Annotated in this window: 9 protein-coding genes; 3 read left to right on the top strand and 6 right to left on the bottom strand. The window is 48.8% G+C overall.

Annotation, left to right across the window (positions count from 1 at the left end; genetic code table 11):
• The first annotated feature begins 2 nt into the window (after positions 1 to 2).
• The gene (locus tag DESAL_RS19605) at positions 3 to 2,036 is read left to right on the top strand and encodes a FecR domain-containing protein (RefSeq protein WP_015850679.1); all 2,034 of its coding nucleotides are present in this window, start codon (positions 3 to 5) and stop codon (positions 2,034 to 2,036) included.
• Positions 2,037 to 2,221: 185 nt separating this feature from the next.
• Positions 2,222 to 2,803 carry a hypothetical protein gene (locus DESAL_RS03970; protein ID WP_015850680.1) on the top strand — a complete coding sequence of 194 codons (582 nt, stop codon included), beginning with the start codon at positions 2,222 to 2,224 and terminating at the stop codon, positions 2,801 to 2,803.
• Between the two features lie 101 nt (positions 2,804 to 2,904).
• Here DESAL_RS03970 and traT read toward each other — a convergent pair whose 3' ends face one another.
• The 4 genes from traT to DESAL_RS03990 form a co-directional block, all read right to left on the bottom strand.
• Complete coding sequence (gene traT / locus DESAL_RS03975; protein ID WP_015850681.1) at positions 2,905 to 3,645, bottom strand: complement resistance protein TraT; 741 nt, start codon at positions 3,643 to 3,645, stop codon at positions 2,905 to 2,907.
• An 11-nt stretch (positions 3,646 to 3,656) separates the two neighbouring features.
• Entirely contained in the window at positions 3,657 to 5,891 is a 2,235-nt protein-coding gene (locus DESAL_RS03980; RefSeq protein WP_015850682.1) for a S1C family serine protease, read from the bottom strand.
• A 100-nt stretch (positions 5,892 to 5,991) separates the two neighbouring features.
• Positions 5,992 to 10,263, bottom strand: a complete 4,272-nt coding sequence (locus DESAL_RS03985) for an acyl-CoA dehydratase activase (protein ID WP_245543782.1) — start codon at positions 10,261 to 10,263, stop codon at positions 5,992 to 5,994.
• Positions 10,217 to 11,020, bottom strand: a complete 804-nt coding sequence (locus tag DESAL_RS03990) for a glutaminyl-peptide cyclotransferase (protein ID WP_015850684.1) — start codon at positions 11,018 to 11,020, stop codon at positions 10,217 to 10,219. The genes DESAL_RS03985 and DESAL_RS03990 overlap by 47 nt, the downstream gene beginning before the upstream one ends.
• Before the next feature lie 179 nt (positions 11,021 to 11,199).
• Here DESAL_RS03990 and DESAL_RS03995 point away from each other — a divergent pair, with 179 nt between their 5' ends.
• Entirely contained in the window at positions 11,200 to 12,180 is a 981-nt protein-coding gene (locus tag DESAL_RS03995; RefSeq protein WP_015850685.1) for a tetratricopeptide repeat protein, read from the top strand.
• On the opposite strand, the gene DESAL_RS04000 is transcribed toward DESAL_RS03995, so the two are convergent.
• Both DESAL_RS04000 and DESAL_RS04005 read right to left on the bottom strand, forming a co-directional pair.
• On the bottom strand, positions 12,177 to 12,839 hold the full coding sequence (locus DESAL_RS04000) for a potassium channel family protein (RefSeq protein WP_015850686.1): 663 nt from the start codon (positions 12,837 to 12,839) through the stop codon (positions 12,177 to 12,179). The genes DESAL_RS03995 and DESAL_RS04000 overlap by 4 nt on opposite strands.
• A gap of 99 nt (positions 12,840 to 12,938) precedes the next feature.
• The gene (locus tag DESAL_RS04005; protein ID WP_015850687.1) at positions 12,939 to 14,300 is read right to left on the bottom strand and encodes a TrkH family potassium uptake protein; all 1,362 of its coding nucleotides are present in this window, start codon (positions 14,298 to 14,300) and stop codon (positions 12,939 to 12,941) included.
• Positions 14,301 to 14,333: the final 33 nt, after the last annotated feature.

Raw genomic sequence — 14,333 nt, forward strand, 5'->3', positions numbered from 1 at the left:
TTATGCCTCCTGAAGGAAGTCAAAATTCAATCGGTGTTGTCCTTGCTGCAAACGGTGATGTGTTCTTGCGTTCTGAAGCTGGAGTCCGTCAGGTAGAGGCGGGGGCCGAAGTTTTTCGGGGTGAAGAACTGGTGACCGGATCAGGCAGTACTGCAGAGATCCGTTTTGTGGACGATACCCTGCTTTCTCAGGGTGCTGATTCGGCAATATCCCTTGATGATTACGTATTTGACGACTCCGTATCTGAAGCTGAGCTGCTTTTCAAAATGAGTCAGGGAACTTTCCGTTTGGTGACAGGTAAAATTGCTGAGCAGAATCCTGACCGCTTCCAAGTCGGTACTCCTCTTGCGACCATCGGTATCCGCGGTACCACCATTGTCAGTGAAATCAGTCCCGGCGGCGGGCAGAAGATCGGTGTTGAAGAAATTCATGCCGGTAAAGCCCTGCTTGTCCAATCCATAAGCGGCGAAATCAGGATGATTGCAAACGCCCGTGAACTGGTTGATATCGCCATGTCCGGTCAGCTCGGTTCTGTGCGTCCCATGACTGCCAGCGAATTTGATTCATTCCGTGAAATCGCGCCCTCGGCTATCCGGCAGGAGCAGGAAATTCAGCAACAGCGTCAGGAAGAGGAACAGCAGGAACAGCAAGGCGATCCTCAGGATCAGGGACAGGATGAACAGGGGCAGGATGCTCAGGGCGAAGGAGATCAGCAAGGTGAAGCCGAAGGCGGCGAAACCGGAGGTCCGGCAATTCCCGGTCAGGGTGTGCTTGATCCGGGGCTGGGTGTTATTTTAGCGGGCGAATTGGGACAAGGTGATCCCTTCGGCGGTGGATTAGGGGATTCTCCCTTTGCTGTTGCTGCCGCAGAGATAGAAGATCTAGCTGAGGATATTTTTAGTGCTATTAATTCCAATGATATTACTACTGCGCAGAATTTGCTGAATAATCTACAGGGTGAAATTGATGATGTAATTGATGAGTTGCTGGAAAATATCCCCGAGGGCACAGAGGGGCAGACTTATACTTCCAGTGATGGGACTAACTTTAGTCAGGGTGCTGAAACTGGTGAATATTGGAAAGGCACAATTAACGTTGATTACTATGATGGTAACGGTGGCAATGATACCATTTTTGGCGATAAAGGTAATGACGTTCTCTACGGTGGAATCGGAAATGATACAGTTTCCGGTGGTGACGGTTCAGATACGTTAGCCGGTGGAGATGGTATCGACATTCTTTCTTTCGAGGATAATAGCGCCGGTGTTGATGCATGTCTTAGCAGTGGAACTGCAGTCAGTAATGGTGAAATAGATTATTTCACAGGATTTGAAGCTATTAAGGGATCAAGTCACGATGATTTTCTTTACGGCTCCGGCGCAGTCGAAACATTTTATGGAAGTAGCGGCAGCGATGAGATGAGCGGTGGCGGCAGTGGAAACTGGCTTTCTTATGTTGATGGTAGTAATGGCGTTTTCATAAATCTTGGTGGTGGATCTGTTACTAAAATAGGAACTTCTGATTCAGATACCATCTATGATTTTGATCACGCTATCGGAACAAATAATGCCGATACCCTCACTGGTAATTCGTCCAGCAATACCTTAATGGGAGGGGCCGGAGCAGATAATCTTGATGGTGGTGGCGGGAACGATATCCTCATTGGTGGAACCGGAATAGATAAGCTTACTGGTGGTCTCGGAGCCGATACTCTGACAGGTGGGTCAGACACTGCTGATTACTTTTTTTACTATAATTCCACTTCAGCATATTTGGGAGATACCATTACTGATTTCCAAACTACGGTAGACAAGATTAAGGTAAATTCAAGCGCCTTCACAACCACAACTGTTGTTCAGGATCCGGGATATGCCACTGAGAGTTCACCTATTGCCCCCGGTACCGGGGCCGCTTTTGTTTATGACAGTACTAATAATAAATTGTTTTACGATACTGACGTAACTGACGGAGTGGCTGGTGAACTTGTCGCAATAGTTGATACCGTTGTTGATGGAGATATTATAAATACTGTATAATTTCTGTTTTGACCCAGATTTAAGCCGCTTGGAGCCATAGGTCCCGGGCGGCTTTTCTTTTGCCGTCCATCCGAAAAATCTTGCCAATCTCATCAATTTTTTATCAACTATAAAGAATGACACCTGAAATCGGGGCTCGCCCCGAATACTGTATCTGAACCTGTGACTGAAAAGGAAGGTGCCACATGAGCAGAATTGATGAAATCCTCGGCAGAATGGATGCTTTGGAAAAAGAACTGCGTGTAGAACTTAGGGATATGAAAAGTGAGTTCCTCTACACCGTGCAGAAAAAGAAAGTCCGCTTCAGCGCGGAGGTGCGTGCAGCGCACCGTGAGCTGGCTGCTAAGTGGAGCGACTATGTTTATGACTCCGGCGTCTGGGTTATGCTTACGCTGCCCTTTATCTTTATGCCGCTTATCCCGGCCCTGATGATTGATGTATCTGTCTGGCTCTATCAGCTGATGTGTTTCCCGGTTTACGGCATTCCCCGGGTAAAGAGACGCGATTACGTGGTCATAGACCGCCATAGCCTTAAATATCTGAACCTGATTGAAAAGGTAAACTGCTACTATTGCGGTTATTTTAACGGCTTGATTGGATTTGTGCGTGAGGTGGCTGCCCGTACAGAACAGTACTGGTGTCCGATTCGGCATGCCCGTCCGGTAAAGTCTGTGCATAGCCGTTACCGTCATTTCTTCCCCTATGGCGATGCAAAAGGGTATCGTGAAGGGCTGAATGAAGTTCGTACCCGTTTTGACGATGTGTAGTTAAAAAAACGGCGAAGCCCTATTGAAAGTTTTTGGGAGAGTCCAGAGAACCCTTTTGCAAAAGGGTTCTTTGGTCCCCGAAGGGCCGCCGGAGGCATGCTTTAAATAATGTCCTGCAGAATTCTCTTAAATCTTAAAGTAACCCCGCGCACGATTTTACTTTGCGCGGTGTTATCCCCGCCTGCATAAACTGCCGCCTTGATGCGTTCGCGAGAACGGTAGGAAGTGAAACCGTCGTCCTCGTCTTCCCATTTTATCTGGGTGTCATCGAACTGGATGATCGCTTTACGCTTTTTGGCGTATTTGTCCACGACTCCAAGTATCACGTCAGCAACCATGATGTAGGTGTCCTGCGTTGTGTACTGTCCGATAATGGCCCCGATAGCCGCACCGGAGGCGGAACCAAGTATCATTGAATCGAGGGTCTGCCCCAAAGTGGCTCCTAAATAGGCACCGCCTGTTCCACCCCAAAGGCTGATTTCATCGACCATGTTCTGTGAAATCTGACCTGAATAGCGCAGGTTGATATCCAGATGTGCGGAATACTTGCCTGTTTTTACTACTTTGTAGCCCTTATCGATATATGATTTTTCGATGCTATTGCGCAGGGCCTTGAGATTTATCGCCGGGTCACCGGAAGTGTTGCGGATGGTCAGTTTCAGTATTGGAGTATCGAACTGGGAGGGATCTACCATAAAGTTACCGCTGGTCATGGAGCCGTAGAGTAGGCCGGTATTCTGCTCGCGGACCATACCCATACGCTGCTTGCTGCGGCATCCGCTCATGAGTACCAGCGCTGAGAGCATTGCCACTGCTATTAATATGAGAATGCGTTTTTTCAATTCAAGGCTCCTTATTTGCGGTATTTTATGCCGTATTGTTCAAGAAATTTGATTACTTCAGCGTAGTGAACAGCAAAGGCTAGGTTGTCTATGTCATCTCCAATCCTTTTCCAGGTGTTAACCCCTACAACTTTATTTTTGTAAAACAAAGGGCCGCCGGAATTGCCGGAGTTAATGGCTGCATCAGTCTGGATGTAGCGAACCATACGGCGTGAGTTTAGAAATTTACTCGGCCTTTTCCTGTATGCGCTGAAAACACCTCTGGTTATAGTGAAAGGAAAGCCTTTGGGGTGTCCGATTGCTTCAAGTGTTACTCCTGCCGGAAGGCTGTTTTTGGAGTATAATCGAACAGGTTTACCGTGGGCATTTATCTTGACCAGAGCTAGATCACGATAGAGATCGTAAGCCATGACCTTGCCGAAGGTTTCCATGTTGTTGTGCAATTTTATTTCCACAAACTCATTTTTTTCCACAACATGGTAGTTGGTAAGGATAATGTTGTCGGTGACAAAGAAACCGCTGCCAGTTCCTCTGCGATCCGGGCTCAGAACCATGACTGTGGAATCATAGCGAGGATCATTTCCTGTGTCGGAATCGTATTCATTGCTATAGAATTCAGCCAGAGCCTTGTTGCGGTTATTGATTATAATGTTTTGTATCCGGGCCATGCTCCTGTATTTTTTGTCTTTTTCTTTGTGGTCCAGATAATAGTTGAGCATGTCAGATAGGCGAACTGCAACAGGCTGTCTTTCCCATCCCCGTAATTCTTTTTCCGTGTTGAAGTTGATTTCATGTTTTTTGCGGTCCGGGTCGGTGATTTGTATGCCATATGCAATTTTAAAGTTCTTCTCCTGAACAATATCAAAAAAATCGGTGAAGTATGTGCGAGATTTGCGGTCGATGATTACATATTGAACCGAGGCAACTTTAGTTGTCCGCAGCGGCACAACGCTGAAGCTGTAGTTTTTATAAATGGGCTTGTCGATCATGCGTGGAATGTTGGTGGCGTTGGCAACTGCCTCATTGTATTTTTTTTCTTCCTGCGCCGCCATATGAGCCGCTGAAGTGATGTCATTCGCTCCGAACCAGCCCAGAATGTGGGAGTTGTTGCGGTTGTTGAGTTCCTGTCGTTTCAGCCGCAACTGTTCCAGCCGTAGCTGGGCCTGATCGTAGGCGTGGTTGTATCCTTCGGTGTATCCGACAATGTTTTTGCTGCTGTATGCCTTAGGACGGAAAGTTTTGCGGTCAATTCTGGAGACCACCTCGTTGATGAGGATGACGATGTCCGCATCCTTGGCGGTATTGGAATTGAACATGTGCGTCTTGGCCAATGTTTCGGTTTGCATAGGCAGATCAACATCAAAACCCAGCCCGAATTCGATACCACGCTCTTTCATCAGGCTTTTACTGGTCACGCGTACAAAGGCGATTTTGCAGTCAGGCACTTCGGTCACAGGGAAGCCTAATCTATTGGTCTCATTCATGGCCTTAAGAACAGTGCGGAATGAAGGCTTCTTGCCTTTTGCTTCTTTTTTGAGCAGGTCCCGAAAGTACTGTCCTTCCAAGTTGCGCATGGTTTCGGCAGGTATGACGTTACCGTATTCCTTAATCATATGCGGCACGCCTTTTCCGTTAGCTGATGCTACTGCCTGTTCCAACAGGGCGGCTTGAGATTTAAGGAATTCTTCTTCGTCAAGTTTTACGGGATAAATGGAAAAAAAGTTCGGTCCGGTTTGAATAGGGTAATTCTTGAACTGCGCCTGCGCATCAGCTTTTATCTGTAATTCTTTGTCGTTAAATTTATTCTTCAGCTTATCAAGGCCGTGGGGGATTTGGCCCAAGTCATTGAGAATGCAGCTGGATTCAATTTCGTCGATTAAATTACGGGCATTATCCAGTTTAAGACGGATCAAAGTCCATTTTGCGGATTTCTCGGGCCAGTGGATGGAAAGAAGATTGGTAGTGGCAGCGGAAATTTTCGGACGGTAACGTTTTTTGAGATCAGAGGCGGCTCTAGTTATTTCGTCCATGGCCTTCGGTTTTTCAAGAAAATAATCCTGATTATCGAGCCAAATTTGTTCCGCTTCTGAAAATTTATTCCGGTCCAGTGCCCGGGAAAATTTATCTTCCGGTTGGGAGGTGATTACTGTTTCTTTGATATTGTTTTTTATTGACCTGACTGTCCTGCATCCACAGATTGTAATCAGCAGTATCAATAAAACTAAACCGACAATTCTTCTATCCAAAGCTATTCTCCCCCAGACAAGCGTTTCCGCTTAAATTTACCCTGAGGGGTGGTACCATGACAGCTTGTGCTATATCAAGAAGAACTGATCTGGTGTTATTTTAAGACCTTCCAGTCTGGGACATGCGTTTATGGAGGCGTTTGGCCTGTAAACAGAATGCTTCCAGCCGTGCTTCGATCAGTTGCGGAAATGGATTGCCGTCAGTTTCAATGGCTAGGAATGGCAGCCGCGAATCTTCTTCAAGCACTGAAGTTGCCTTTTTGCCAGCTGATCCGGCTCGGAATTTTTCACTAAGCACAGCTTCAGCAACCCGCGAGGGCATGCATCCGAATGGCCCTATGGAGATCACTCCGCAGGACGGAGACATAATTTCATGCAGCGATGCACCCACGGTCAGAATTGCCTCCCCGGTCAACTGTTCGGAAATGTGCGGCTTGCCGTGGCTGACCACTTGGCGCACATTCGGTCCCGGATAGAAGAGCAGCCCGCTGTCAGCAAGGATATGACGGATGCGACGTTCAAAATAAGATTTCACACCTTGGGTGATCAGGGTCTTGACCCCGGCCTTGCCTTCAATGCTGTTGCGGTTCAGCCAGTCTGTGTATTTCATCCACTCCAGCACCGGGGCCACACGGACAATAAAACCTTGCTCAGTAAGGTGTTCCGGCAGGTTGCGCCGAGCCAAGGGATCATGGCGGACATAAATTTCGCCTAGCAGGGAAATGACCGGATATTCCTGCACAGGCTTAGCCAGCTTGATGGTGGAAAGATCGATAGCTGCTTTGCGTAGGGCTTTGGAAAATTGTTTCCAACTGGCCATGCTGTCCAACAATTCCTGCCGTACCTGCCAGAAAAGATTCAGGGCCGCATCTTTTTCAGCTGCTGCCGTGCAGATTGTGGCGTAGATGTCTTCAAGAATGGAACCGGCGACAATACCCTGCCACATGCCGAGGGTGACACCTGTGCTTAATCCACCGTACCCGTCAGTGGAGCTGGGTGCGAAAATAGCAAGATTCGGGATTTCCAAGCGTTCTATGAGATCGTTCATGAACACAGAATACTGACCGAAACGGCACGGACCTTTAGCTTTGGGCATCAGGAAGAGGGCTATTTCGTTTTCATCACGGTTTTCCAGATGTTCCAGCAAAGCCCCGGCTGTAAGCTGCAAGGGCAGGCATTCTTTGCAGGATGAATTGTTGCGGCCCATTTTCAGAGCGGCTTCACTGGCATGGGATAGCACCTTGTAGCGGATGTTGTCGCGCTGCATGGAAGCTGCCAGAAAATCAGTACTGATTTCGCCAAGACTGGGAATGATCAAGGTCACAGCCGGATCATTCACCGCATACCACTTGCCGTTGGAGTCCGTGATTCCGGTAATTCCGTCACGCACTTCGCAGCGTGCGGCTCGGAAAGGGCGAGCTACGGAGTCCTGTGACTTTTTCATGCGTCTGAAACCACCCACAATATCAAGATAGGCTTCGATTCGGGTTTCTATTCCTGCGTCAGCAGTATGGCTGTCTAATTCAAGGGTCAGCGATGGCTTGCGGCCCATGACCTTGCGGAAATGACCGAGCAGGAATGAATCCGGTCCGCAGGAGAAATTGGTGATGTATGTGCCGAAGAGTCTGGGATGTTCCGCCACCAGTTTGGCTGCATCCATGATCAGTTCCCCGGTAGCCCAGTACATGTTTAGCTCATTGCCGCATTTTTCGCTGCGCGGGAGCATATCACAGGGAATGATTTCAACACCACGGGTGGCAAATTTAGCAGGGATTGATTTGTTGGCCCATGAGCTGAAAGCATTGTAAGGCCTGCCGAATAAGACCATGGCTTGACTGCTGTTAGCATCAAGTCCGGCCATAAATTCTTCCCCCTTAAGGCGCAGATCGGTGAAGAATTGTTCTTGTTCGGCGATTGCCGCTTCGAGAGCATCCAGAGCTTGCTGAACACCTACTTTCAGCTTGGCTGCGGTCTGGAGCAGGGCTTTGCGCAATTGTTCTTCCCCATCCTGCATGTGGATGACCGGGGTGAGCAGTGAACGCTTTTCCAGTTCCGGAAAGGCTGACTTTAAATAATAAGGCTCACCTTGAACCAGCACGCAGGTGCAGGAACGGTCACCGCTTTTAAGCGGCATGGAACGCAGGTGGGGCAGGAAAATATGATCAGTCTTAAGATTAAGCAGCTCACCAAGACCGCCATGAGCGAGTTCCACCGGATGGCAGAAAGGTGCGCCTTTTTGTTCTATGGCATCGGGATCGAACTTTTCGGGTAGGCGAACTCCGAAGCCCATCTCTTTGAAAAATGTGTTGAAGAGCGGGAACCATGTGTTCATGAGCAGGGAGCGGTTCATGCCAATGACCGGCTGGCCTTCTTCCGGCTCACTCAAATCACGGAAAACCCGTTTCTCACGCCAGAGTACAAGGTCCTCTCCGGGGTTGGTGTCCTTGGCTACCTTTGAATTATCAAAACGGTTGCATATACCGCCAAAAGGAAAGGTTTTCCCCTCAACTTCAATGCGGGCAATGGTACAGCCGAGGTCACAATCCCGTCCGGCTCCTTTGCATGTGAAAGGGGATTTGTAGTTTACTTCGCGCTTGGCGAGTTCTGCGGGATCGAATTTTCCTGTTGCAATGCTACCCTGTTCGACTCGTTTAGCCGCTTCAAGGGCGACTCCGAAGGCTCCGGTCAATCCCGGATGAGGAGGAACGATGATTTCCTGTCCGGTAAGTGCAGCCATGGCAGTGGGAACGGCTTTATTGTAGCAGACCCCGCCCTGCATGAAAATTTTCTGCCCCACGGTGCGGCTGCCTTTAACGCGGTTGGAGTAGTTGATGCAGATGGAGTAGACCAGTCCGGCAACCATATCTTCCAGCGCAACACCTTCCTGCGCCGCAAGCTTCAGGTCCGAGCCGATAAATGCAGCGCACTGGTCGTTGAAGTTGGGCGGATTCGTCCCCTTGAAGGCGATTTCAGCAATGTCAGTTACATCAATGCCGAGCGTTTCCTTGGCACTTTCTTCGAGAAATGATCCTGTCCCGGCGCTACAGGCTTCGTTCATGGCATAGTCACATGGCACCGAGTTTTTCAGCCATGTGTACTTTGCGTCCTGCCCGCCGATTTCGAAAATTGTATCTACTTCAGGGTCGTAATGAACGGCGGCGGTGGCGTGGGCAGTAATTTCATTGATAATTCCGTCCGTACCCGCATGCAGTCCGGCTATGTTGCGGCCCGATCCGGTTACTCCCATAATTTCGGCGGTGGTTCCGGCTGGGACCTGACTTGCCAGTTCAGCGTAAACCCTTCGTGATGCTCCGATTGGGTCGCCGTCTGTGCGTAAATAGCAGGAAGCAACAATCTCTGATTGTTCCAGATCAAGAAGCACGCCTTTGGTGGTGGTTGAACCTACATCAAGACCCAGGGCCAGCCTGTTGCCGGATATGAATTCCGCTTTGGAACTTTCATGAAATTTTACGGACTCTGTATAGTCCTTAAGCGGCTGTAGAAAAGTAAATGCTGTGTCACCTTTGCGAATAATTGTGCGGCAATCTTCGGGAAGGTCAGCCCCGTTTTCAGCCGCCCAGATTGCTGCGCCGAGGGCTTCGAAGCAATGTCCGTTCTCGGGCAGAAGCAAGTCCGGTATTTCGCGGCGCAGCTCACTGACCATGAATTTGTTTTGGGAGCAATTGCCGATCAGGACTACTTTCTCAGCGGGTAGCTTACGCAGAAGTTCAATGCATTTTCCGGCCATCATGCGGGCTAGTCCGGCAACAACCGCTTCTTTTTCGACTCCCTTGTTCAGGGCGTGTGTACAGTCGCTTTTACAGAAAACAGAACAGCGACCGGAGACTTTGTGCGGTTCGCTCATCTCCATGCCTGACATATCATTCAGGCTCAGACCCATGCGGCCCAGTTGCTGGACCAGAAATTCCCCGGTTCCGGAAGCGCATTTGTTGCCTGTGTGAACGGTTTCCACCTTGCCGTCATTATCAAGCAGGTAGGCCATGAAGGTTTCCCCTCCGGCGCTGAGGACCGTACGGTAACCGTCTTTAACGAAATTTTGATGCGCAAGGGCAGTTTCAAGGGCCTGCGGTTCGGAGATGGTCGGCAGGTCCAGCAGATGGCGGAATTTGCGTCCGGTCACTGCCGCATGGATGTTTTCAGGTAGATCCAGTTCCTGCAAAGCTGTGATCACGGTCTGCGCGGGATTACCTTCGTGGTTCAGTGAAATTGATTTGAGTATTTCAATCCTGCCGTTATCGTTTCCGGTCAGGACCATGCTGACTGAGGAAGCTCCGGCGCAAATGCCCAGCGAGATTGTCATCTGATCAGTTTGAAGCGGGCTGATTTTCAAGTGCGGGTAGTTCAATTTCAAAAACCTTATTCCAGAATTTTCCGGTCACGAAGAGTCTTTTTCCAGCAGTGTCCCATGCGATACCGTTGGCGGCTTCGGCATTCTTCCCGGCAAGGGGACGTAGCGAGGATATATCAAGCCAGAATTTGACCTTACCTTGCTTAGGGTCAATGGCTGCAATGCGGTCCTGCTTCCAGATATTGCTGAAAATAAGGCCGTTTATATATTCAAGTTCATTAAGACGATGGATGTTGGCAATGCCGTCAGTTATCCGCTGTCTTTTGATGCGTGCGAAATCATACGGGTCCCTGAAGGTAATCACTGAGGAACCATCGCTTTGGTATAAGAACTGCCCGTCTGTGGTCAGTCCCCATCCCTGCCCTTTGTATTTGAAGAAGCCCTTGGGAGCAAGGGAAGCTGCGTCATATATGAAACATTTACCGGAATGCCATGTGAGCTGGTAAATTATATTGTTCCAGAAACAAATACCCTCGCTGAAAACTTCTTTGTCGTTTTTAATCATTATGCGCACTATGCCGCTTTCCAGCTCCACCTTGCGCAGGGAAGAACGTCCACGCTTACCGGTGCTTTCGTATAAGTACCCGTCGTGATATAATAATCCCTGTGTGAAAGCCGTATCATCATGCGGAAACTGATTGAGCAGTTTGCATTCGATGACAGGTGCGCCTGTTCTTTCGCGGGCGTAGCTTTTTAGCCCGAAAAAGTGCAATATAAAGATGGCGGTAATTAGAATTAATATTGGGCGGTGTTTGTTCATTGATGTGAAGCCTAGCTAATTTCCCTGTTAAGTTCCAGATACAGAAAGCTTCATTTTTGTTTAGGCACTGGAACTCTAAATGGAAATGGATTAAATGCCGATCAAGCTGGTGTAGATGAGGGGTCTGCAACAATTTCAAGCCCGATCCTGTTTTCTTTGGATCTCCGGAGGCTTACTTCATGAGTGGTGAATCCTCATTATTTAATTATACTCCTCCTGTCGAGCAGGAAAATGGAGAGGAAACCGAATTCATTACGGTGGTTTCACTGCGTTCTGACTCGCATAAGATAAAAGGCAAGCAGTATTGGTTGGCCAGCAAATTGGATGACGAAAGCTTTGAGCTGCTGCTTTTGAATGAAAACAGGGTTCCTTCAGGCGACCCCAAAGTGATCAGTAACGGGGAGTTTGCCGCCCATTACACTCTTGAGCTGGATTATTATCAGCAGCATGTTCGCCCAGCTATGGAACAGCAGGACAACCGATTAAGCAGAGGTGAGTCTCATCGTGAGCAGGGTGAATTCTATAGCGCCGAGATGGAGTACGCCGAAGCTCTGGCTGTGGATGAAAAGAATGTCCGCGCTACTTTCGGTCTCGGCCTGACTTACCTTGAGAAAGGTGATGTGGAACGGGCGCAGGAAGTGTTTGCGAAAGTTTTGCAGCTTAAATCTGCTTTTCAGACCGAGCACAAACATATGTTTAATGATTTCGGCATATCAATGCGTAAGAACGGCATGTATCGCGAGGCCTTGCAGTATTATAACCGAGGCGTAGATCTTGATAGTGCCGATGAAAACCTTTTCTTCAATATCGCCCGTACTCATTACGAAGCAGGAGACTGGGAAAATTGTTTCCGTTACCTGACCATGTGTCTTGAAAAGAACCGTGGTGTTCAGGAAGCCCAAAAATTCTGCCATTATCTGATAAAGAAAACCGAAGAAGATGACTCCATGCTTCGTGAAATGGGAAAAGGGGATAATGGTAAGACCCTGCGCAGCGACATCCTGAACCTGCTACGCAAGATGCAGGTTGCCGCCGGTGTGGAGCTTGATGATGCCATTGAAAAGACCCACGAAATCCGTGACCGCATGATCGCCCTTGAAGAGGAGGATATGCAGATGAAGGAGATCGAAAAAGACCTCTACAATGTGGATGGAGATTAGTTTTCCGGCAGTTTAAGCAGGTTTTCCCGCGCTCCGATCATAATCAGCACATCATTTTCACCCAAAGACTCATTGGCTTTGGGGACGAAGTTCAGTTCTTCAGATCCGTTTTTGCGGATGGCGATGACCTGTACTTGATAATTATTGGTCAGATCAAGGTCGATAAGAGTCTTGCCTGCCCAGTCTGAGGCCTGACGTTCTTTGATCAGGATGTCGTTCCCCATGGAGAGGTATTCGATCATGCCCGGAGTGGACAGCTTATGGGCCAGCTGTTTGGCCGCGAAATGCTCAGGGAAAACGACATAATCCACACCCATTCTGCTGAGCACTTTCTTATGTGCCACACTGATGGCTTTAACCCAGATTTTGTTGACTCCGATCTCCTGTAAGTTGAGCACTACCAGCACACTTGCTTCCAGCGAGTCGCCAGTGGAAACCACCACGTAGTTGAAATCCTGAAAGCTTAGCTGTTCAAGTGTTTTGGGATCGGTGCCGTCAGCCTGAAATACCTGTGCAAGGTAAGGCTTGGCTGCTTTAACACGCTCTTCACTGGTATCAACGCCAACAACATTATGGCCTAGCTTGCGCAGGTTCAAGGCCAGCTCCAGACCGAATTTACCAAGGCCGATGACGCCTACTTCTATTTTTTCTTTTGCCATATTTTTATTGCCTCCGGCGGCTTAAAACCTTTTGTAAAAAGGGTTTAAGAATCCCAAAAATTTTTATTAGGCTTCGCCGAGTTGTATGTGAAATTTGTTTTATCCCAACGGTAAATCGTCTTCCGGCAATCTGTAGCGCGGCTCTTTCTGCCAGCTGTTGATTGCTGTCAGCAGCCATACCGGTCCCAATCTTCCTACGAACATCAGGGCTATTATGATTGATTTGCCGGGTCCGCTCAAGTCCGGTGTTACTCCGGTGGAGAGCCCTACTGTGGCAAAGGCTGAGATTGCTTCGAAAGTAATTTCGATGAAGTGTCCGCGCACTTCGCTGTGCGGCAGGTGGCTTCCTTCTGTTATGCTCAGCATGATGATTGCCGAACCGAGGATCACGCTAGCAATGGTCAGCAGGGTCAGAGCGCGGTTAACGCTTTCTTCAGTCAGGGCGTACCAGCCCACTTTGACCTGTGAATGGCCCTTGACCTTGGAGATAATGAATCCAACCCAAGTTCGAAAGGTGGTCGTCTTCAAGCCGCCTGCGCATGATCCCGGTGAGCCGCCGATAAGCATCAGACCGATCATAACCAGCAGGGAAATGTTGGTCAGGCCGGAAATATCCACGGTATTAAAGCCTGCGGTACGGCAGGTTACGGACTGGAACAGGGCAGCAATTTCATTGACCACAGCACCTTCCACCACATGAACTTTGAAGCTTTCGGCAAAAAAGATAGCCAGCCCGCCGACTACGATCAGGAAAAGGCTTGTCTCCAGAACAATGCGGGTATGCCAGCTTAAAGTATGGGCTGAAATTTCACCTTTGCGTCTACGCACGAAGTTCATGAATTTATGCCACAGCTCGGTCATGACGTAGAAACCCAGCCCGCCCATGATAATCAGGGCCATGAAAACGGTGTTGATTCCCAGATGGTTTTTCCATGTTGTCAGACTGTCTGAGTAGAGCGAGAAACCCGCGTTGCAGAATGCTGAAATGGAATGAAAGACCGCCGAAAACGGATAGAATCCGTCTGGGTCCATGCGGTTAAGCAGCAAAGCTCCCAGTGCTTCAATAGACAGCACCGCCGTGACCACGCCGACAATAAATTTGCCGATATTAAACGAAGGGTCATGGATTAAAGTTTGACTGACAGCTATCCGGTCCGAGGCACTGACTTTTTTCCCCAGCAGGTAAATTACCAGACTGGCATAGGTCATAATTCCCAGTCCTCCCAGCTGGATCAGGAAAAGAATTACGCTCTGTCCGGTCCGGCTGAAAAAGGTTCCGGTGTCCACAACAGCAAGGCCGGTAACGCAGACCGCCGAGGTTGCCGTAAAAATAGCATCAAGAAATGAAAGTTCCTTTCCCGGATGGCAAATGTCTAATTTCAGCAGCATCCCGCCAATCAAAATAGTAGCGAGAAATGCGTAAATGGGCACCCAGAAAGGAGAAGTCGCTTTGGAATTCATATAGTTCTATTTACGCTTGAGCGTTAAAGATGG

The organism is Maridesulfovibrio salexigens DSM 2638 (assembly GCF_000023445.1).
Lineage (GTDB): Bacteria > Desulfobacterota > Desulfovibrionia > Desulfovibrionales > Desulfovibrionaceae > Maridesulfovibrio > Maridesulfovibrio salexigens.